The organism is Streptomyces sp. NPDC090499 (assembly GCF_044769305.1).
Lineage (GTDB): Bacteria > Actinomycetota > Actinomycetes > Streptomycetales > Streptomycetaceae > Streptomyces.
Genome location: NZ_JBIVXP010000023.1, coordinates 67,872 through 87,865, shown reverse-complemented (window position 1 = coordinate 87,865; position 19,994 = coordinate 67,872). Strand labels below are relative to the sequence as shown.

22 protein-coding genes are annotated in these 19,994 nt (G+C 71.1%); 12 read left to right on the top strand and 10 right to left on the bottom strand.

From position 1 onward, the window contains the following. Positions 1-475: 475 nt before the first annotated feature. The 4 genes from ACIQVL_RS45225 to rpmB all read right to left on the bottom strand — a co-directional run bounded on the left by ACIQVL_RS45225 (position 476) and on the right by rpmB (position 2,493). The gene (locus tag ACIQVL_RS45225) at positions 476-997 is read right to left on the bottom strand and encodes a DUF4232 domain-containing protein (protein WP_403442074.1); all 522 of its coding nucleotides are present in this window, start codon (positions 995-997) and stop codon (positions 476-478) included. A gap of 164 nt (positions 998-1,161) precedes the next feature. Further along, positions 1,162-1,638 (bottom strand): hypothetical protein, encoded by a 477-nt coding sequence (locus tag ACIQVL_RS45220; protein WP_403442211.1) that lies wholly within the window; start codon positions 1,636-1,638, stop codon positions 1,162-1,164. 294 nt (positions 1,639-1,932) lie between these two features. Beyond that, the gene (gene rpsN / locus ACIQVL_RS45215) at positions 1,933-2,238 is read right to left on the bottom strand and encodes a 30S ribosomal protein S14 (RefSeq protein ID WP_403478432.1); all 306 of its coding nucleotides are present in this window, start codon (positions 2,236-2,238) and stop codon (positions 1,933-1,935) included. Positions 2,239-2,256: 18 nt separating this feature from the next. Then, positions 2,257-2,493, bottom strand: coding sequence for a 50S ribosomal protein L28 (gene rpmB, locus ACIQVL_RS45210; RefSeq protein WP_403478431.1), 237 nt, complete (start codon positions 2,491-2,493; stop codon positions 2,257-2,259). 74 nt (positions 2,494-2,567) lie between these two features. On the opposite strand from rpmB, the gene rpmG reads away from it, so the two are divergent. From rpmG to ACIQVL_RS45185, 5 genes are all read left to right on the top strand, one after another. Then, on the top strand, positions 2,568-2,732 hold the full coding sequence (gene rpmG, locus ACIQVL_RS45205) for a 50S ribosomal protein L33 (RefSeq protein ID WP_403478430.1): 165 nt from the start codon (positions 2,568-2,570) through the stop codon (positions 2,730-2,732). Positions 2,733-2,741: 9 nt separating this feature from the next. Further along, positions 2,742-3,002 carry a type B 50S ribosomal protein L31 gene (locus ACIQVL_RS45200; RefSeq protein WP_403442065.1) on the top strand — a complete coding sequence of 87 codons (261 nt, stop codon included), beginning with the start codon at positions 2,742-2,744 and terminating at the stop codon, positions 3,000-3,002. Then, the gene (locus ACIQVL_RS45195) at positions 3,002-4,216 is read left to right on the top strand and encodes a CobW family GTP-binding protein (protein ID WP_403478429.1); all 1,215 of its coding nucleotides are present in this window, start codon (positions 3,002-3,004) and stop codon (positions 4,214-4,216) included. Before ACIQVL_RS45200 ends, ACIQVL_RS45195 begins: the two co-directional genes overlap by 1 nt. A 5-nt stretch (positions 4,217-4,221) precedes the next feature. Then, a complete protein-coding gene (gene rpsR, locus ACIQVL_RS45190; RefSeq protein WP_403478428.1) occupies positions 4,222-4,479 on the top strand; it encodes a 30S ribosomal protein S18 in 258 nt (85 codons plus the stop codon). 521 nt (positions 4,480-5,000) lie between these two features. Beyond that, complete coding sequence (locus ACIQVL_RS45185) at positions 5,001-5,270, top strand: DUF397 domain-containing protein (RefSeq protein WP_403442057.1); 270 nt, start codon at positions 5,001-5,003, stop codon at positions 5,268-5,270. A 91-nt stretch (positions 5,271-5,361) separates the two neighbouring features. Here ACIQVL_RS45185 and ACIQVL_RS45180 read toward each other — a convergent pair whose 3' ends face one another. Beyond that, a complete protein-coding gene (locus ACIQVL_RS45180; protein WP_403442054.1) occupies positions 5,362-5,862 on the bottom strand; it encodes an ATP-binding protein in 501 nt (166 codons plus the stop codon). Positions 5,863-6,195: 333 nt separating this feature from the next. Between ACIQVL_RS45180 and ACIQVL_RS45175 the strand changes: the two genes are divergently transcribed. The 3 genes from ACIQVL_RS45175 (at position 6,196) to ACIQVL_RS45165 (ending at position 9,260) form a co-directional block, all read left to right on the top strand. Next, entirely contained in the window at positions 6,196-7,020 is an 825-nt protein-coding gene (locus ACIQVL_RS45175; protein WP_403442208.1) for a helix-turn-helix domain-containing protein, read from the top strand. A gap of 128 nt (positions 7,021-7,148) precedes the next feature. Continuing rightward, a complete protein-coding gene (locus tag ACIQVL_RS45170; protein WP_403442053.1) occupies positions 7,149-8,609 on the top strand; it encodes an aldehyde dehydrogenase family protein in 1,461 nt (486 codons plus the stop codon). 111 nt (positions 8,610-8,720) lie between these two features. Continuing rightward, a complete protein-coding gene (locus tag ACIQVL_RS45165) occupies positions 8,721-9,260 on the top strand; it encodes a DinB family protein (RefSeq protein WP_403478427.1) in 540 nt (179 codons plus the stop codon). Between the two features lie 123 nt (positions 9,261-9,383). Here the strand turns inward: ACIQVL_RS45165 and ACIQVL_RS45160 are convergent, their stop codons facing one another. Continuing rightward, positions 9,384-10,793 (bottom strand): glutamate decarboxylase, encoded by a 1,410-nt coding sequence (locus ACIQVL_RS45160; RefSeq protein ID WP_403442048.1) that lies wholly within the window; start codon positions 10,791-10,793, stop codon positions 9,384-9,386. Between the two features lie 40 nt (positions 10,794-10,833). Further along, on the bottom strand, positions 10,834-12,120 hold the full coding sequence (locus tag ACIQVL_RS45155) for an ion channel protein (protein ID WP_403478426.1): 1,287 nt from the start codon (positions 12,118-12,120) through the stop codon (positions 10,834-10,836). Positions 12,121-12,256: 136 nt separating this feature from the next. Between ACIQVL_RS45155 and ACIQVL_RS45150 the strand changes: the two genes are divergently transcribed. Continuing rightward, positions 12,257-13,018: a MerR family transcriptional regulator gene (locus ACIQVL_RS45150; RefSeq protein WP_403442043.1), complete on the top strand. Its 762-nt coding sequence runs from the start codon at positions 12,257-12,259 to the stop codon at positions 13,016-13,018. Here the strand turns inward: ACIQVL_RS45150 and ACIQVL_RS45145 are convergent, their stop codons facing one another. Next, positions 13,019-13,387, bottom strand: a complete 369-nt coding sequence (locus tag ACIQVL_RS45145) for a YbjQ family protein (RefSeq protein ID WP_403442041.1) — start codon at positions 13,385-13,387, stop codon at positions 13,019-13,021. Positions 13,388-13,543: 156 nt separating this feature from the next. Here ACIQVL_RS45145 and ACIQVL_RS45140 point away from each other — a divergent pair, with 156 nt between their 5' ends. After that, entirely contained in the window at positions 13,544-14,446 is a 903-nt protein-coding gene (locus ACIQVL_RS45140) for a DedA family protein (RefSeq protein WP_403478458.1), read from the top strand. A 105-nt stretch (positions 14,447-14,551) separates the two neighbouring features. Here the strand turns inward: ACIQVL_RS45140 and ACIQVL_RS45135 are convergent, their stop codons facing one another. Both ACIQVL_RS45135 and ACIQVL_RS45130 read right to left on the bottom strand, forming a co-directional pair. Beyond that, complete coding sequence (locus ACIQVL_RS45135; RefSeq protein WP_403442038.1) at positions 14,552-16,210, bottom strand: threonine/serine exporter ThrE family protein; 1,659 nt, start codon at positions 16,208-16,210, stop codon at positions 14,552-14,554. Between the two features lie 126 nt (positions 16,211-16,336). Next, on the bottom strand, positions 16,337-16,828 hold the full coding sequence (locus ACIQVL_RS45130; protein ID WP_217556031.1) for an inorganic diphosphatase: 492 nt from the start codon (positions 16,826-16,828) through the stop codon (positions 16,337-16,339). A 79-nt stretch (positions 16,829-16,907) separates the two neighbouring features. Here ACIQVL_RS45130 and dacB point away from each other — a divergent pair, with 79 nt between their 5' ends. Together dacB and ACIQVL_RS45120 are read left to right on the top strand one after the other, a co-directional pair. Further along, the gene (gene dacB, locus ACIQVL_RS45125) at positions 16,908-18,569 is read left to right on the top strand and encodes a D-alanyl-D-alanine carboxypeptidase/D-alanyl-D-alanine-endopeptidase (RefSeq protein WP_403478425.1); all 1,662 of its coding nucleotides are present in this window, start codon (positions 16,908-16,910) and stop codon (positions 18,567-18,569) included. A 155-nt stretch (positions 18,570-18,724) separates the two neighbouring features. Beyond that, on the top strand, positions 18,725-19,858 hold the full coding sequence (locus tag ACIQVL_RS45120; protein WP_403442033.1) for a zinc-dependent metalloprotease: 1,134 nt from the start codon (positions 18,725-18,727) through the stop codon (positions 19,856-19,858). Positions 19,859-19,994: the final 136 nt, after the last annotated feature.

Sequence of the window (19,994 nt, the reverse complement as noted above, 5' to 3'; positions counted from 1 at the left end):
TGAACTGCGCGAGAACCTCGACGGCGCGGCACGGATCCACGGCGCGAGTCACCCCCACCGGCGGTGAGCCGAATCCCGGCCGTGAGCGCCCCGTCAGGGGTGCGGGGAACTGCGCGAGAACCTCGACGGCGCGGCACGGATCCACGGCGCGAGTCACCCCCACCGGCGGTGAGCCGAATCCCGGCCGTGAGCGCCCCGTCAGAGGTGCGGGGAACTGCGCGAGAACCTCGACGGCGCGGCACGGACTCACGGCGCGGGGCGCCCCTCCCGGGGGTGCGGGGAACTGCGCGAGAACCTCGACGGCGCGGCACGGACTCACGGCGCGGGGCGCCCCTCCCGGGGGTGCGGGGAACTGCGCGAGAACCTCGACGGCGCGGCACGGACTCACGGCGCGGGGCGCCCCTCCCGGGGGCGCGGGGAACTGCGCGAGCCCCCCACCACCGGTCGGCCGAACCGCGACCGCGCCGCCCCTCAATCAGTCCCCCGCCTGCTGAAACGCCCCCACCGAGGCGTTCGGCTTCTCCGCCGTCCCCTTGCCCGCCACCGCCCCGTACTTCCACGGGAAGCTCTCGGTCGCGTCGCCCCCCGGCAGGGACACCGTCAGCGACGTGGCCGCGAGGCTCGCCTTGTCGCCGTCCTTGCCGCGCACGTAACTGATGGAGAACGTCGCGGAGTCACCCTTGGCGAGCTTGAGCTGCACGCTCTTCGCACCGGACTGCGCGCCGACCGCCGCCGACGTACCGCCCGCCTTCAGCGTGACGCCGGCGAAGCCGTCCAGCGTGCAGGGCGCGCTCTGGTTGGTGATGCTCACCGGCACCTCGCCGGTGTCCCCCGCGGCCGGCGCCACGCTCGCGGAGCCGACCTGGACGGAGACCTTGCCGATCTCGCAGGACGAGCTGTTCTTGCCGCTGGAGCCGGAGCTGGAGCCGCTGCCATTGCAGGCGGTCAGGGCCAGGGCGGCGGCGACGGCGGTGACGGTGAGCGGAATGGCGCGCATGTGCAGATCCCCATCGAGGTCGTGACGGTGTCCCAGCATCATCACGCCCCGGCCCGGCCCCCGCGCGCCCGCCCCCGCTTCCGACCGCTTCCCGGCGGGTCTCCGCCGCCGTTCCGGGTCACCGGGAACACACCGGGCGCCGGTCGAAAACGGCCCTGCCGGCCCTATTGCCCCAGGCTCGCGGTCGCCAGTCCCGAAGGCAGCTTGCCGCCCTCGGCCCTGGTGTAGGTCTCCTCGCCCGATTTTCCGGACCAGGTGACCTTCATGCCGCTCTTGCTGACCGAGTCGACCATTCCGGTGACCCGGTCCTTGCTGCCGTCCGTGCAGGTGAGGTGGATCATCCGCATCCCGGCCTCCTCACCGGCGGTCCCGCTGCACACGGCCCCGCCGGTCTCGAAGAGCCCGGCCTCCTTGCCGGTGACGACCAGCGCGACGATCTTGCCGCCGCTCGTGGTGATCCAGCTGCCCTGCAGCGCGTCGGAGGAGGCCGTGGAGCCGTCCGAACCGCCCGTGGCGGTGGCGCCGGCGGACGACGTGCCGGACGGGGTGGCCGAGGAGTCGCTGCCGCCCCCGCCGCCTCCGCTGCACGCGGTCAGCGCGAGCACGCCCGCCAGCCCCGCTGCGGCGGCCACGATCCGCAGAGCCGGTCGCAGAGCCGACCGCGACCGCACGCCGACCCCAGTCGCCCCAGCCGTCCCCGCCGAAGCGGTCCGCCCAGGAGCGGCAGGAGCGGCAGGAGCGGCAAGAACGGCGGGAACGGCAGGAAGGCTCTGCCCCGCAGCCGCGGGCGTGACCGAAGCCGTCGCCGTCTCCGTGCCCGCCGTCTCCATACGCGTCGTAGCCGTACTCGCCGTAGCCGTGGTCACCGCAACGCTCCCGGGTTCTAGGGGGTCGGCCGCCCGGCCGCCCGGACGACAGCGGCAAGCTACCAGCACTCACCAGGAGGACTTGCGTACGCCGGGTAGGTATCCGCTGTGGGCCTGGTCCCGCAGATTCAGCCGGGACAGGCCGAACGTGCGGAAGTATCCGCGTGGGCGGCCGTCCACCCGGTCCCGGTTGCGCACGCGGGTGGCGCTCGCGTCGCGCGGTTGCCCGCGCAGCTCACGCGCGGCGGCGAGGCGGTCCGCCTCGGTGGCGGACGGCCGCCGGAGGATCTCCTTCAGCTCGGCCCTGCGGGCCGCGTACCGCGCGACGACCTGTCGGCGCCGCTCGTTCTTCGCGATCTTGCTCTTCTTCGCCATACCGGTGCCTCGCCTCCGTCAGACCTTCACGCCCCGCGCGCGGATGCGGGCCACGGCCGCCTGGACGCCGATCGTGTCGACGGTCTTCACGGCACGGGCGCTCAGCCGGAGCCGGACGTGCCGGTGCTCGCTCGGCAGCCAGTAGCGCCGGGTCTGGACGTTGGGGTCGAAGCGGCGGGAGGTCCGCCGGTGGGAGTGGGAGATCCGGTTGCCGAAGCCGGGCCGGGCGCCGGTCAGCATGCAGTGGGCGGACATGGTGACGTACCTCTCTCGCGGTGGAGCCCCAGAAGCAAGTGCTAATGGGATTCATTTTCAGTAAGGTATCAGTCATGGCACGCAACGAACTCCGCCCGGTGATCAGGCTCAGGTCCACCGCAGGGACCGGCTACACCTACGTGACCCGCAAGAACCGCCGCAACGACCCGGACCGCATGACCCTGCGCAAGTTCGACCCGGTCACCGGCCGGCACGTCGACTTCCGAGAGGAGCGCTGAACCGCCGCCATGCGCAACGGAATCCACCCCGCCTACGGGCCCGTCGTGTTCCGTGACCGGGCCGCGAACCACGCCTTCCTCACCCGCTCGACGCTGGCGGGCGCGGAGGGGACCGGGAAGACGATCGAGTGGGAGGACGGCCGGACCTACCCGGTGGTCGACGTCGAGATCTCGGACGTCAGCCACCCCTTCTACACCGGCACCGCCCGCGTCCTGGACACCGCCGGGCGCGTGGAGCGTTTCGAGCGACGGTACGGAAGGCAGGGCTGATGCCCCCCGGAGCCCCGCCCCCTGAAGCCCCGTCCCCCGGCGCCCCGCTGCCCTCCGCCCCGCTCCCCGTCGTGATCGTCGGCGGGCTGCACGCCGACGCCCGCAGGCAGGCCGTCGCCCGGCTGCTCGCCGACGTGCCGGGCAGCGTCGTACTCCACCACGACCTCTCCAGGGCCGCCGACGGCACCGTCGTACGGACGGTCCGGGACGCCCGCGGCCCGCTGTCCACCGGTGAGACGCCGCTGGTCGACGACTGCGCTTGCTGCGCCCTGCGCGAGGACCTGGTGCCCGAGCTGCGGCGGCTCGCCGCCGACGGTGCCGTCCGGCTCGCGATCGTCGAGCTGTGGGACTCCGTCGAGCCCAAGGCGATGACCGAGGTCGTCGTGGCCGGCGGGCTCACCGTCACCGGCGTGATCACCGCCGTCGCCCCGGCGCTGCTGCTGCCGTACCTCGGCAACGGCGACGACCTCGCCGACGCCGGGCTCGCCGCGGCCGCCACCGACCGGCGCACGGTCGCCGACACCTTCGCCCGGCAGCTGGAGTACGCCCCCGTCCTCGCCGTTCTCGACTCCCCGGAGGCCGACGACGAGGACCGCGAGCTGCTCGCGCAGCTCCATCCGACAGCCCGCCAGGTCCCCCTCCCGGGCGGCCACCCCGGGGACCTGGCGGGCGCCGCGGGCGCGCTGGGCGGGGCCGCCCTCGCCGGCTTCGACGTCGAGGCGGCCGCGGCCGCGCAGCACCCGGCCTGTGCGCTGCTCCCCGCCGAGGCCGACGGCCATGGCGTCGGCACGCTGGTCTGGCACCGCAGGCGGCCTTTCCACCCCGAGCGGCTGTACGCCGCCCTGGAGGACCTGACCTGCGCGGCCGCCCGCAGCCGGGGCCGGTTCTGGCTCGCCGACAAGCCCGACGCGCTGCTGCACTGGGACGCGGCGGGCGGTGCCCTGTGCGTGGAGAGCGCGGGGCCGTGGCTCGCCTCCCTCCCGGACGCGGCCTGGGACCTGGTCCCGCCGGTCCGGCGGGCCGCCGCCGCCCTCGACTGGCACCCGGAGCACGGCGACCGCTGCCAGCACCTGGTCTTCACCTCTCCCGCGCTCGACCGCGACGGGCTCGAACGCCTGCTGGAGTCCTGCCTGCTGACCGACGCCGAGTACGCCGCCGGGCGCACCGCCTGGAAACGGCTGCCGCCCGCCTTCGACACCCTCCTGGAGGTCTGACCCCGATGGCCCGCAAGACCGACCGCGGCCCGGTGCGGAACCGGCCCGACCCGCTGGACCTGGCGGGGGTGACGTACATCGACTACAAGGACACCGACCTGCTGCGGAAGTTCGTCTCCGACCGCGGCAGGATCCGCAGCCGGCGCGTCACCCGCGTCTCCGCCCGGCAGCAGCGGCTGCTGGCCAGGGCGATCAAGAACGCGCGGGAGATGGCCCTGCTGCCGTACGGGACCGCGCGACAGAGCGGCACGGCTCTCCGGTAGCGCGCGGCACAGCCCTCCGGTAGGGCGGCACAGCTCTCCGGAACGTCGACGAGGCCGGTGCGCGGGTCGTAGCACGACCATGCACCGGCCTCGGTCGTGCCGCTTCCCCGGTGTCGTCGACGTGCCCGTTCCCGCCTACGGCAGGCGGCGTACACCGTCCCTGCGGCGGTCCGGTCCGGATCCGGCCGAACTCGCTCACCGGACCATCACACGGACGCTGGAACACCAGGGCCGGGGTAAGCGTCTTCTCTCAGTACATGAAGGATTCGATCCGGGCGATCCCGCGCAGATGGCGGCGCGCGATCATGGACGGGGGCTGGCGGTCGCATGTCCTGCGGAGTCTGGGGCAGACGCTGGAACGGGTTGAGTAAAGCAGACGTCAAAGCTGTAACCGTAGGAACACCCCCCGTGCACGTGCATCTGCTCATGCATCTGCACGTGAACAAGGTTATGATCCGGGTCAGTTGACCGCTGCATCAATGGTCACATCAGCCAGTTAGTGCACCACCGGGGAGCGACCTGTGGACCTCGACGTTGACGGCGTGTACGGGGGGTTTGACGTGTACAACGGCATGGCTGCCACGCGGCTGGACGGAGTCGCCTGGCAGAAGAGCAGGCACAGCAACTCGCAGGGCTCCTGCGTGGAGTTCGCCCGGCTGCCGGGCGGCGACGTGGCGGTCCGCAACTCGCGCTTCCCGGACGGGCCGGCGCTCGTCTACACGCGGGCCGAGATCGAGGCGATGCTCCTCGGTGTCAAGGACGGCGAGTTCGACCACCTGATCACGAGCTGACGGCGGCCGTATCCGGAGCAACCCGGTGCGTTTGGCGCATAACCGGCGGGTAACGCGCGTAGAAACCCGGCGTCCGAAGACGCCGGGTCCATCACTCGGCGGCCTGCAGCCGGAACAGCGCCCACACGACCTTGCCGCTGAGGCTGCCCGCCAGCGGGTGCCAGCCCCAGCCGTCGCTGAACGAGTCGACCAGGAACAGCCCGCGGCCCGACTCCGCGGAGAAGTCGTCGGAGTCGCGCGGGACGGGCGTCTCGTGGCTGGGGTCGCGCACCGCGCACACCAGCCGTCCGGTCCACCGCATCAGGTGCAGCCGCACCGCCGGCGCCTGGGGCGGCGCGAGGCAGTCGGTCTCGCCGGGCACCGCGTGCCGCAGGGCGTTGGTGACGAGTTCCGAGACGACGAGGCAGATGTCGTCGAAGCGGTCGCCGACGTCCCACTGGCCGAGCGTTCTGCGGGTGAACTGGCGGGCTTCGCGCACGGCTTCGTAGCGGGCGGGCAGGGCGCACGAGGCGGCGCTGGACACGGCCGCGGGATCAAGCGGCGGAAGGCCCTGCCGTAATGGCTTGAGCATGGTTGATCCATTCGTCCCCATGCGAGGCACTCCCGGGAATTCGCGGTCGTTGCGATGCAGCGGTGGCGCGGGACCATGGTTTCGGATGCGTAGAGCAGATGCAAGGGCAGATGCACGTGCACGCGACCGAATTGGACCCTCCCGTACCGCTTGTTGGCCATTTTTTCCGCCAACTTCCCGCCCTTGGCTTACTACCTGCTTGCAAGTTCCTGTGCTTAAACTTTGGCCGCTTGCCGTTTCCGTAACCGGACGAGTACTGCTCGAAGTGTTTTAGTGGCAGACTGCGGGCCCTGAAGACGGTTGGGGAGGCTGGCGAACGTGAGCGCGGGAGAGCCCGGATCGGTGGTGCGGCGAATGCTGCTCGGTTCGCAACTCAGGCGGCTGCGCGAGGCCCGGGGGATCACCCGGGAAGCCGCGGGGTACTCGATCCGTGCGTCCGAGTCGAAGATCAGTCGCATGGAGCTGGGCCGGGTGAGCTTCAAGACCAGGGACGTGGAAGACCTGCTGACGCTGTACGGCATCACCGACGAGGCCGAGCGCGAACAGCTGCTCTCCCTCGCCCGGGAGGCCAACGTCGCCGGCTGGTGGCACAGTTACTCCGACGTCCTGCCGACCTGGTTCCCCACCTATGTCGGCCTGGAGGGCGCGGCGCACCTGATCCGCGCCTACGAGGTGCAGTTCATCCACGGCCTGCTGCAGACCGAGGAGTACGCGCGAGCGGTGGTGCGGCGCGGTATGCGGGGGGCCAGCGAGGCCGACGTCGAACGACGGGTCACGCTGCGCCTGGAGCGGCAGAAGTACCTGGTGGCCGAAAACGCCCCCGACTTCCACATCGTCCTCGACGAGGCCGCCCTGCGCCGCCCCTACGGCGACCGCGAGGTGATGCGCGGTCAGCTCCAGCATCTCGTCGAGATCTCCGAGCGGCCCAACGTACGGCTGCAGATCATGCCGTTCAGCTTCGGCGGGCACTCCGGGGAGGGCGGCTCGTTCACCATCCTGAGCTTCCCCGAGTCGGACCTGTCCGACGTGGTCTACCTGGAGCAGCTCACCAGCGCCCTCTACCTCGACAAGCGCGAGGACGTCGCCCAGTACGAGCTGGCGCTCAAGGAGCTACAGCAGGACAGCCCGGGACCGGACGAGAGCCGGGACCTGCTGCGCGGGCTGCTGCAGCTCTCCTAGGGCGCCTCCCTTTCCCGGGGCTCTCCCCAGAAGTTCGCTCTCCGTCCCCAACTCGCGTGTCACACAAGTACGATGACGTGTGATCAGACCGTGATGTTGATCATGGCTGCTAGTGATTTGGGGATCACATGTCGTCGTACTTCACTGACCTGGCCCAGCAGTACATCGACGGTGAGTGGCGCCCGGGGACCGGCTCCTGGGACATCATCGACTTCAACCCGTACGACGGTGAGAAGCTCGCGTCGATCACCATAGCCGCGGTCGAGGAGATAGATCAGGCCTACCGGGCCGCCGCGCGCGCCCAGAAGCAGTGGGCCGCCACCAATCCCTACGCCCGCCGTGCCGTCTTCGAGAAGGCACTGCGCCTGATCGAGGAGCGCGAGGCGGAGATCACCGAGGCGATCATCGCCGAGCTCGGCGGCACGCATCTGAAGGCCGCCTTCGAGCTGCACCTCGCCAAGGAGTTCCTGCGCGAGTCGATCCAGTGGGCGCTGCGCCCCGAGGGCAGAATCCTGCCCTCCCCGGTGGACGGCAAGGAGAACCGCGTCTACCGGGTGCCGGTCGGTGTGGTGGGTGTGATCAGCCCCTTCAACTTCCCCTTCCTGCTGTCGATCAAGTCGGTCGCCCCGGCGCTCGCGCTCGGCAACGCAGTGGTCCTCAAGCCGCACCAGAACACCCCGATCGTCGGCGGCACCCTGGTCGCGAAGCTCTTCGAGGACGCGGGCCTGCCCGGCGGCCTGCTCAACGTCGTCGTCACCGACATCGCGGAGATCGGCGACGCCTTCATCGAGCACCCGGTCCCCAAGGTCATCTCCTTCACCGGCTCCGACAAGGTCGGCCGGCACGTGGCCACCGTCTGCGCCTCGCTCTTCAAGCGCTCGGTGCTCGAACTCGGCGGCAACAGCGCCATCGTGGTCCTCGACGACGCCGACATCGACTACGCGGTCGACGCGGCGGTCTTCAGCCGGTACGTCCACCAGGGCCAGGTCTGCATGGCCGCCAACCGCGTCCTGGTCGACCGCTCGATCGCGGACGAGTTCACCGAGAAGTTCGTCGCCAAGGTGCGGACCCTCAAGGCCGGTGACCCGAGCGACCCGCAGACCGTGATCGGCCCGCTGATCAACTCCCAGCAGGCGGAGTCGGTTTCGGCCACTGTCGCGCAGGCCGTCGCCGAGGGCGCCACCGCCCTGCTGCGTGGCACGACCACCGACAACCTGGTCGAGCCCTCGGTCCTCACCGGCGTCCCGGCCGACTCCGACCTGCTCCGCCAGGAGGTCTTCGGCCCGGTCGCCTTCCTCATCCCGTTCGACGGCGAGGCGGAGGCCGTACGCCTGGTCAACGACACCCCCTACGGCCTCAGCGGCGCCGTCCACACCGGGAACGTCGAGCGGGGCGTGGCCTTCGCCAAGCAGATCGACACCGGGATGTTCCACGTCAACGACGGCACCGTGCACGACGAGCCCGTCGTGCCCTTCGGCGGCGAGAAGCACTCCGGGATCGGCCGCCTGAACGGCGAGACGACCGTGGAGTCCTTCACCACCCTGAAGTGGATCTCGGTGCAGCACGGCCGGAGCGGCTTCCCGTTCTAGACGCCCGCTGAAACAGCTCGGCGCCCCGGGCCCTTTAGGACGCGACCTGTCCTAAAGGGCCCGTAGCTTCGGTCGTGTCAGGGAGACACCACCCGAGGAAAGGCAGCCGTCATGGTCACTCACGTTCCCGCGGAAGCACAGGGCGACGAGCGCGGAGCACTGCTCTCCTTCATCGAGGAGCAGCGCGGCGGCATCCGCCGGGCGCTGCTCGGCCTCACCGACGAGCAGGCCGCGAGCAGGCCCAGCGCGAGCGAGCTGTCCCTGGCGGGCCTGCTCAAGCACTGCGCCGAGGTCGAGCAGAGCTGGATCGCCCGCGCCAGGCAGGAACCGCCGGCGATCCAGCGCGACCAGTCCAACTGGCACGAGACCTTCCAGCTGGTCGGCGACGAGACGGTGGCCTCGCAGCTGGCGTACTGGGAGGAGGTCGCAGCCGACACGGAGAAGTTCATCCGCTCGGTCCCCAGCCTCGACGACACCTTCCCGCTTCCCGAGGCCCCCTGGTTCCCGAAGGGCAGCGTCTCCATGCGCTGGGTCTGCCTCCACCTGATCCGCGAGACCGCCCGCCACGCGGGCCACGCCGACATCATCCGCGAGTCCCTGGACGGCAGGACGGCCTTCGAACTGGTTGCGCTGGAAAAACAGGGCGCGTAAGCGCCCCGAAAGGGGCGCGGGGCTGCATCACCATGCGGCTCCGCCGCGTGGGCGCGACCAGCCACGACGGCGCCGCGGACGACACACGGCGCGCGCCACCTCGCGGCCCGACCCGCGGCGCGGTCAGTGGTGGAAGCTGGTGGCCGCCTCCTTGTCGTGGGTCAGCGGGTGCGGCTGCCGGCGCAGTCCGGGCAGCAGCCGGGTCAGGTCGCCGACGAACAGGTCCGCCAGGTCCTTCGAGAAGCCGTTGCGGCACACCACCCGCAGCACGGACAGGTCCTCCCGGTTCGCCGGGAAGGTGTACGCGGGCACCAGCCAGCCGTTCTCGCGCAGCCGCCGGGACACGTCGAAGACGTCGTACGCCGTCACGTGGTCGGCGGTGGTGAACGCGAACACGGGCAGTTCGTCGCCCCGGGTGAGGAGCCGGAAGTCGCCGAGCGCCTCGATGCGTTCGGCGAGCCCGGTCGCCACGTCCCGGGACGCCTGCTGCACCGCGCGGTAGCCGTCCCGGCCCAGCCGCAGGAACGTGTAGTACTGCGCGACCACCTGGGCGCCGGGGCGGGAGAAGTTGAGCGCGAAGGTGGGCATGTCGCCGCCCAGGTAGTTGACCCGGAAGACCAGTTCCTCGGGCAGCGCCTCCTTGTCCCGCCACAGCGCCCAGCCGACGCCCGGGTAGACCAGCCCGTACTTGTGCCCCGAGGTGTTGATCGACGCCACGCGCGGAAGCCGGAAGTCCCACACCAGGTCCTCGTCGAGGAAGGGCGCGACCATCCCGCCGGACGCGCCGTCCACGTGCACCGGGACGTCGATCCCGGTGCGCTCCTGGAGGGCGTCCAGGGCCGCGCAGAGATCGGCGACCGGCTCGTAGGACCCGTCGAAGGTGGAGCCGAGGATGGCGACGACCCCGATGGTGTTCTCGTCGCAGAGGTCGGCGGCGGCCTGCGCGTCCAGGTGATAGCGGTCGCCCTCCATGGGCACGAACCGCGGCTCCACCTCCCAGAAGTTGCAGAACTTCTCCCAGCAGACCTGGACGTTGATGCCCATGATCAGGTTCGGGCGGGCGCTGCCCGGATAGCGGTCGGTGTTGCGCTGCGTCCAGCGCCGCTTGAGCGCCATCCCGGCCAGCATGCAGGCCTCGCTGGAGCCGGTCGTCGAACAGCCGATGGTGTTCGCCGGATCCGGCGCGTTCCACAGGTCGGCGAGCATCGCCACACAGCGCCGCTCCAGCTCGGCGGTGCGCGGGTACTCGTCCTTGTCGATCATGTTCTTGTCGTCGCACTCCGCCATCAGGATCCCCGCCTGGGGCTCCATCCAGGTGGTGACGAAAGTGGCCAGATTCAGCCGGGCGTTGCCGTCCAGCATCAGCTCGTCGTGCACCAGCTGGTAGGCGGTCGAGGGCGGCAGCGGGCCGTCCGGCAGCCGGTGCGTGGGCGGGGCCTCGGCCATGCCGGCGACCGGGTTCGCCTCACCGAAGAACGGGTTGACGGACATGGGTCGCTCTTGGTGCTTCTGGGGGCCTTTGTGCAACGGCATGAGGAGTGCCTCCTGGACGACGCGAGGAAATTCACAAGGATCAGCGCAGGGCCGTACCGTCCGCCCGCAACTGCATTCTCGGCCGCCCGGTCACCAGCAGCCACGCGGGCAGCGACGCGATGCACAGCAGCGCGACGACGCTCCCCGAGGCCACCAGCACCGCGGCCGTGAACAGGCTCACCCAGCCCTGCCGGGTGATCGCCAACAGCATGCCCAGCACACCCGCCGCCACGCCCACCGAGGGCTGGACCGCGGGCACCAGGGCGTGGGCGCACAGCCCGAGGGCGGAGCCGATGAACACCGACGGAAAGATCCGGCCACCGCGGAAACCGCAGGAGGCGGCCACCAGCAGCGCGGCCAGCTTGACGACCGCCATCAGGGCGAACTGCCCGGCCGACCAGCCCTCCGGGTCCTTCGCCAGCTCCGCGACCTCGTCCAGCCCCTTGAAGAGCGTCAGATGGCCGCCCAGCGCCCCCAGGAGGCCCAGTACGAGCCCGCCGACCGGAAGGGCGGCCATCGGGTGCCCGAGGCGCCGGAAGGCGCCGTGGACGGACGGGAGGGCACAGACGGCGCACATGCCGAGCAGCGCGGCCGAGGGGGCGATCACCAGCGCCGCCAGCAGATCGGGCCAGTGCGGGTGACTGAGCGCGGGCAGGCCGAGGTCCAGGGTCGGACGGGCCACCAGGGCGGTCGTCATCGAACCCGCACCCGCGGCCATCAGCGGCCCGAAGAGGTTGTCCCACAGCGCGCCCTTCAGCGGCTTCCCGGCCAGCGCCTCGGAGATCACCAGGGCCGCTGCCACCGGGGTCCCGAACAGTGCGCCCAGCGTCGCCGCGTCGGCCAGCGCGGGCCACAGCGAGCCCGGCAGCCGGGGCATCGCCAGCCGCCCCAGCCACAGCGCCAGTCCGACGTTGACGGCGATGAGGGGGTTCTCCGGGCCGAGGCTCGGCCCGCCCGCCAGCATCAGCACGGTCGCCAGCACCAGCCCCGGCAGCACGGCCGGCGGCAGTGCCACCGCCTCCAGGCCCAGGGTGGCCGGATCGGGCCCCGCGTGCCCCGGCACCTTCCACACCACCAGCCCCACCGCGATCCCGGTGGCCGTCAGCATCACCAGCATCCACAGCACCGAGTACCGTCCGACGCCCAGCGCGTCCGGCAGGTTGTTCCACAGCACGTGCTGCAGCCGTTCGGCCAGCGAGCTCACCAGCAGGAACAGCAGGCTGCTGCCGACGCCGACGACGAGGGCGGGCAGGATCAGCGGCAGCAGGGCGCGCGCCGGGGCCGAGGGCGGGGTGGGGAGCGCCTGCTGCGCGGTGTCCTGGGCCACGGGCCCACGATAAGCGGGCAAAACGGACACAACATCCTGAACTTCGCGGCGGACGGCGTCCGCGGGCCTCCCTCCGGGACGGGCTTGCACCTCACGTGGCGTGAGGGCCCAGGGTGGAGCACGGAAAGGAGCGGAAGTGGACTACTCCGTAGGACAGGCCGCCGGGTTCGCCGGCGTCACCGTGCGCACCCTGCACCACTACGACGAGATCGGCCTGCTGGTGCCGGGCGAGCGCAGCACCGCGGGACACCGGCGCTACGGCGACGCCGACCTCGACCGGCTGCAGAAGATCCTGTTCTACCGGGAGCTCGGCTTCCCGCTCGACGAGGTCGCCGCCCTGCTCGACGACCCGGACGCGGACCCGCGCGCGCAGCTGCGCCGCCAGCACGACCTGCTGACCGCCCGGATCGAGAAGCTGCAGCAGATGGCCGCGGCCGTGGAGCACGCCATGGAGGCACGCAGGATGGGCATCGACCTGACCCCCGAGGAACGCTTCGAGGTCTTCGGCGACAAGGACCCCGAGCAGTACGCAGAGGAGGCCGAGCAGCGCTGGGGCGGCACTGAGGCCTACGCCGAGTCCCAGCGCCGCGCGGCCCGCTACACCAAGGCCGACTGGCAGCGCATGAAGGCCGAGGTCGACGACTGGAGCACGCGTTACGCCGCCCTGGTGACCGCCGCCGAGCCGGCGGCCGGCGAACGGGCCATGGACATGGCGGAGGAACACCGGCAGCACGTCTCGGCCTGGTTCTACGACTGCCCGCCCGAGATGCACCGCTGCCTCGCCGCCATGTACGTCTCCGACGAGCGCTTCAAGGCCTTCTACGACGCGATGGCCCCGGGCCTGGCCGAGCACCTGAAGGAGGCGATCGAGGCGAACGCGGCCCGGCTCACCGGGTGACTAGGCGGCCTTCTCGATGATCACGGCGGTCCCGTAGGCGCACACCTCGGTCCCCGTGTCCGCCGCCTCGGTCACGTCGAACCGGAAGGCCAGCACGGCGTTGGCACCACGCGCGCGTGCCTGCTCGATCAGCCGCTCCATGGCCTGGTTGCGGGTCTGGACGAGCGTCTTCGTCAGCCCCTTCAGCTCGCCGCCGATCATCGATTTCAGACCGGCGCCGATCTGACTGCCCAGGTGCCGGGAGCGCACGGTCAGCCCGAAGACCTCGCCGATGACCTCCCGCACCCGGTACCCGGGAACGTCGTTCGTGGTGACGACCAGCACATCGGCCTGCGGTCCCTGACCGCCGCCGTATTCTTCGATACCCATGTCCACAGCCATTCCCCAGGCCGGGCACAGTCCATCCAGGTTCCACCGGTGGAACCTGGGGCGGACACTTGACGTTGATAGCTTTGTGCGCCCGCACAAGGAACCCGACGTGCCTTCCCCCCTCAGGAGCCCGGAACCGTGACGACCGGAACCGCGATGACGCTCGCCCTCGGCCCGAGCTGGATGGATCCGAACACCCTTCTCGACCAGTTCGGCATCTGGGGCCTGCTCCTGGTGGTCTTCGCCGAGTCCGGCCTCCTGATCGGCTTCTTCCTCCCGGGTGACTCCCTCCTCTTCACCTGCGGCCTGCTGATCACCTCGAACCAGCTGGACTTCCCGCTCTGGGGCGCCATCGCCCTGATCTGTCTCGCCGCGATCCTCGGCGACCAGGCGGGCTACATGTTCGGCAAGAAGGTCGGCCCGTCGCTCTTCAACCGTCCGGACTCCCGCATCTTCAAGCAGGAGAACGTCGCCAAGGCGCACGAGTTCTTCGAGAAGCACGGCCCCAAGTCCCTGATCCTGGCCCGCTTCGTGCCGGTGATCCGCACGTTCACGCCGATCATCGCCGGTGTCAGCGGCATGGCCTACCGCTCGTTCCTGACGTTCAACGTCATCGGCGGTGTCCTGTGGGGCGCCGGCGTCACCCTGCTCGGCTCCTGGCTCGGCAAGATCGGATTCGTCAAGGACAACATCGAGCTGATCCTGATCCTGATCGTCCTCGTCTCGGTGGTCCCGATCGTCATCGAGTTCCTGCGGGCCCGCGCGAAGGCGAAGAAGGAGGCCGCGGCGACCCCGCCCGAGCAGCCGTTCCAGCAGCACCCCGCGGCCGCGGGGTCCCCGATGACGGACGACGCCACGACCCAGCTCCGCAGGATCGAGCCGACCTACACCCCGCAGCAGCCCCAGCAGCAGTACGGCCAGCAGCCCCAGCGGCAGTACGGTCAGCAGCCTCAGCAGCAGTACGGCTACGGCCAGCAGCAGCCGTACTACGACCAGCAGCAGCCGTACTACGACCAGCAGCAGTACCCGTACAACGAGGAGCAGCAGTACCGCCCCTGAGGGGCGCTGGGGGTCCCCCGGCCGAAGGCTGGGGGAGGAACTGCGCGACAAGCCACGACGCACCCGCACCCGCCGACGTACCTCACCGGCTCCCGCGGATGGCGCTCAGAACCCCCTCGTCCGCTTCGCGGCCCGCCGCTTCCCCGCCGACCCCACCCGCAGGGTCAGCCGGGAGATCTCCGACCCCAGGTTGACCCCGATGGCGATGGCCATGGCGAGCGACGCCGCCTTGGCCAGCGACACCAGCCCCTTGTCGACCTCGTTCTGAGCCATCGACAGCAGCCCGAAATAGGTCGCCGACCCCGGCAGCAGAGGTCCGATCGCCGCCGTCGTGTACGGCAGCGCGGACGCGAACCGGTACCGCGAGAGCAGCTGCCCGAACAACCCGACCAGCCCCGCCGCCACCGCCGTGGAGGCGACCGGAGAGATCCCCCCGGCGTAGTGCATCGCACCGTAGACGCACCACGCGACACCCCCGTTGAGGGTCACGGCCGGCAGGGTGGACCGTTCCTGCTGGAGCAGGACGGCGAAGGTCAGCGACAGCACCATCGACGCGGCGATCTGCAGCAGCGGCCGCTGGGAGCCGACCAGCGCCGCGTCGGGGTTGAGGCGGCCGCCCAGTTTCACGCCGAAGTACAGGATCGTCAGCACCCCGATGACGATGCCGACGAAGAAGTACATGACCTCCAGCAGCCGTGCGGAGGCGGTGATGTAGAAGCCGGTGAGCCCGTCCTGGACGCCCGCGACGAGGGCCCGTCCGGGCAGCAGGGCGAAGAGTCCACCGGTGACGACGGCGGACGCCGCGACGTCGATGTGGGCGAGCGAGAAGGCGACCCCGATCGCGGCCGGCGGCATCGCGGCGATCATGAACTGGTAGAACTCCGGCAGCCCCCGCCCCGCGCACAGCCACGCCAGCCGGTCGCCGAGCATCGCGCCGACCGCGGCCGCCACGAACACCAGCAGGTCACCGCCGACCAGCACGGATGCGGCCCCGGCGAGCAGCCCGCCGGCGGCGGTCAGCGCCCAGCCGGGGTAGGGGTGCCGGTTGCGGCGGATCTCCGCGAGCCGCCGGTAGGCCTCCTCCAGCGAGACATGGGTCTCGGGGTCGGTGAGATCGTCCACGAGCCGGAAGACGGCGGACAGGCGCGTGTAGTCGGTCCCGCGCCGCCGTACCGTCCGGGACGCGGTCACCGGGTCGTCGACGAGCGAGGGCTGGTACGAGATCGCCAGCAGCGTGAAGGTGACACCCGGCTCGCACCGGTCCAGCCCGTACGACCGGCAGACCGCGAACATCGCCGCCTCCACGTCCTCCGCGCCCTCACCGCCCGCCAGCAGCAACTCCCCGATACGCAGGGTCAGGTCGAGCACGCGCGGGACGGCGGGAGCGCCCTCCTCGGACTTCTGCACCGGCTCCACGGCCGGCCGCTCGGCCACCGGCATGCGCAGCATGGTGCGCATCCGGTCCTGCCAGGGCGCGTCCTTGACGAGGCTGACCGCGGGGAACCCGGAGGCGGGCGTGAAGACGGGCGGGGCGTCCTGGGAGCTGTAGGTGCTCGGCAGGCTGAACGCCGACCCCTCCGGCTCGGCGGCCGCCGGCTGCGGCGCCGCGAGCCCCTCCGGCACCGCGAACTCGGACGTCGTCTCCGGCTCACCGCCGCCGCCCTCGGGGACCTCGATGCCCTGAGGGACGGCGAACTCGGACGTCAGTTCCGGGTCGTACCGCGCCTCGTCCGACCTGGGCTTGCGGTCCTCCGCCTCCGTCACCTTCGCAACGCTCCCTGAACGACAACCTCACCTGAGCCTCAGTATGCGCATGACCGCTCCGCGGACACGAAAAACGGGCCCCACGCGTGCGTGCGGCCCGTTTCCCGGTGCTGTCCCGGGGTGGTCTCAGTGACCGCCGGACTCCTTGAAGCGCTTGTACGACCGCTCGATCTCGATCTCGGCGTCGGTGCGGCCGACCCAGTTGGCGCCCTCGACGGACTTGCCGGGCTCCAGGTCCTTGTAGACCTCGAAGAAGTGCTGGATCTCCAGGCGGTCGAACTCCGACACGTGGTGGATGTCGCGCAGGTGCTCCACGCGCGGGTCGGTCGCCGGGACGCACAGCAGCTTGTCGTCGCCGCCGGCCTCGTCCGTCATCCGGAACATGCCGATCGCGCGGCACTTGATCAGGCAGCCCGGGAAGGTCGGCTCGTCCAGGATGACCAGCGCGTCCAGCGGGTCGCCGTCCTCGCCGAGGGTGTTCTCGACGAAGCCGTAGTCGGTCGGGTAGGCGGTCGAGGTGAAGAGACGACGGTCGAGGCGGATCCGACCGGTCTCGTGGTCCACCTCGTACTTGTTCCGCGAACCCTTCGGGATCTCGATCGTGACGTCGAACTCCACCGGTGGCTCCTCCATGATCAACACATAGTTCTGATGGTTAAGTGTCCCCCACGCAGGTGTGTGATCGCGAAAGGGGCTGGTGGTCGTGCCAGAGCTGAGGCCTTGGCAGTCCGCGAAACCGCGTGTGCGGAAGATCGCGGGCGCCGTGCGACCGCGTCTGGCACACCTGGTGACCGCCACGAAACCGCAGGTCGCACGGTTGTGGCGAGCGGTGGGGCCCAGGCTCGCACGCGTCGCGCGCATGACGGGACCCCGGCTTGCCACCCTGGTCCGCCCCCCTCGGCCTCGGTCCCGGACCCTCAGGACCTGGCAGTACACCGCGGGCGCCGCCACGGCCGGGCTCGCGCTGGCCGCCGGTGTGGTGACCGCGGCGGGCCCCTGGGACGCCGACGGTCAGCGTACGGCCGAGCGGGACCGGGCCGCCGCCCTGGAGCGGGCGGGTGGCGCAGATCACGGCTCCGGTGCGGACTCCGTCACAGCCGACGGCGCGCCCAGCCCGGCGCCCAGCGCCGGACCCGTCCTCACGGGGCTGGACGGCGCCACGAACACCGTGAAGTCGGCGCCCGCCGGAAAGTCCGTCGGCATCTCCGGAACGGCCGTCACGAGCCTCCTGGGGCCCCTCCTGAAGGACCCGGCGCTCGGCAGCACCCGTACCGCGGTGGTCGTCGACGTGGCCACCGGCAGCCGCCTGTACGGCTCCGGTGCCGACACCGGCCTGACCCCCGCCTCCACCACCAAGATCGCCACCGCCGTCGCCGCCCTCTCCGCCCTCGGCCCCGACCACCGCATCACCACGCGCGTGGCCCTCGAACCCGGCACCAGGGAGGTCGTCCTGGTCGGCGACGGCGACCCCACCCTGACCGCGCACAAGGACGCGGCCGGCTGGGCCAGCCTGCGCACCCTCGCCACCGAGACGGCCAAGTCACTGACCGCGCGGGGCATCAGGCAGATCACCCTCTCCTACGACACCACGCTCTACTCCGGCCCCGACCTGCACTCCATCGGCGTCAACGAGAACCTCGCGCGCGTGACCCCGCTGACGGCCGACGAGGGCCGGACCAACGACTCCACCGAGGGGCCGGTGCTCCGGGTGGCCGACCCGGCGGCCGACGCGGCACAGAAGTTCGCGGGCTTCCTGGCGGACGCCGGCATCAAGACCTCCTCACCCGGCACCTCCAAGGCGAGCAGCCGGGCCGAGACCCTCGCCACCGTCTCCTCGCCGCCGCTGTCCGCCATCGTCGAGCGCATGCTGACCAACAGCGACAACGACATCGCCGAGGCCCTGGCCCGCCAGACGGCGCTCGCCGGCGGCAAGGAGGCCAGCTTCGACGGGGGAGCGGCCGCGATCGACGCCCAGCTGACCAAGCTGGGCCTGCCGATGACCGGCGCCGCCTTCCACGACGGCAGCGGCCTGAACCGCGACGACCGGCTGACGGCGAACCTCCTCACCGCCCTCCTCGTCAAGGCCGCCGACGTGGACCGGCCGGGCCTGCGCGCCGTCCTCACCGGCCTCCCCGTCGCCCACTTCACGGGCACCCTCACCGGCCGCTACACGGACGGCGCGGCAGGCGTCGTGCGCGCCAAGACCGGCACCCTCACCGGCGTCAACACCCTCGCGGGCACGGTCGTCGACAAGGACGGCCGCCTCCTGGCCTTCGCCTTCCTCACCGCCAACACGACGAACCCGGTAGCAGCCCAGGCGGCCCTGGACGAAACGGCGTCGGCACTGGCGGGTCTGTGACCCCACGACCCGCCGCCCACGGCCAACACGGCCCACATCGCCAACACGTGCCTGCCGACGCAAGCCCCCCAACCCGACCCCACCACACAAGTCACGCCAACCACACCAACCCCCACGGCCTGCCCCAAGCGGTAGCGCTAACGTACGGTTGACGCATGACGAGCATCGGTGGCGCTGCTTCATCTGGGATGGTCGACTGGAATCTCGCGGTGGCGACCGCGACCCGCCTCGTACGGCCGGGGCCCGAGGTGAGCCGCGACGAGGCCCGGGTCATCGTCGCGGAACTGCGGCGGCACGCGAAGGCCTCGGAGGAACACGTCCGGGGCTTCACTCGTATGGGGACCGACGACATCCACGACACCCCCGTTCTGGTGGTCGACAGGCCCGGCTGGGTGAAGGCGAACGTCGCCGGTTTCCGCGAACTCCTCAAGCCGCTGCTCGAAAAGATGCAGGAGCGGCGCGCGGGCACCCCCGGCGGCGCGGTCCTCGGCGCGGTCGGCGGCAAGGTCACCGGCGTGGAACTCGGCATGCTGCTGTCGTTCCTGTCGTCCCGGGTCCTCGGGCAGTACGAGACCTTCGCCCCCTCCTCCCGCGACCTCCCGGCGGACGAGAACGGCGGCGGCCGACTGCTGCTCGTCGCCCCGAACATCGTCCACGTCGAGCGCGAACTCGACGTCCAGCCCCACGACTTCCGCCTGTGGGTGTGCCTGCACGAGGAGACGCACCGCACCCAGTTCACGGCGGTGCCCTGGCTGCGTGCCCACCTGGAGGGCGAGATCCAGTCGTTCCTGTCGGAGACCGACGTCGACCCGATGACCGTCCTCGAACGCGTCCGGGACGCCGCCCAGTCCCTCGCCGGGGGCCGTCCCGAGGCCGAGGAGGACGACGGCGGACGGTCGTTCGTCGAACTCGTGCAGACCCCGGCGCAGCGCGAGATCCTCGGCCGGCTCACCGCCGTCATGTCCCTTCTGGAGGGACACGCCGACTTCGTCATGGACGGCGTCGGACCCGCGGTCGTGCCGACCGTCGCCGAGATCCGCGAGAAGTTCCAGCAGCGGCGCGCCAAGGGCGCCTCCCGGCTCGACATGACGCTGCGCAAGCTGCTCGGCCTGGATGCCAAACTCCGTCAGTACCGGGACGGCGAGCGGTTCGTGCGGGCCGTCGTCGAGCAGGTCGGCATGGACGGCTTCAACCGGGTGTGGACCTCCCCGAACACCCTGCCGACCAAGGCGGAGATCGCCAAACCGGCGGACTGGGTCGCGCGGGTGCACCGCAAGGCCGAGTCGTGAACCGACGGATGTGTGGTGAACGGAAACCGGCCGACGACAGGTGAACGCCCCTCCAATCACCCGTCCGAGGGACCGTGAGCGATGGGTAGGCGTGCGATGCTCAGGGAACGGCCCGTTTCTGTCACCATCTACACAC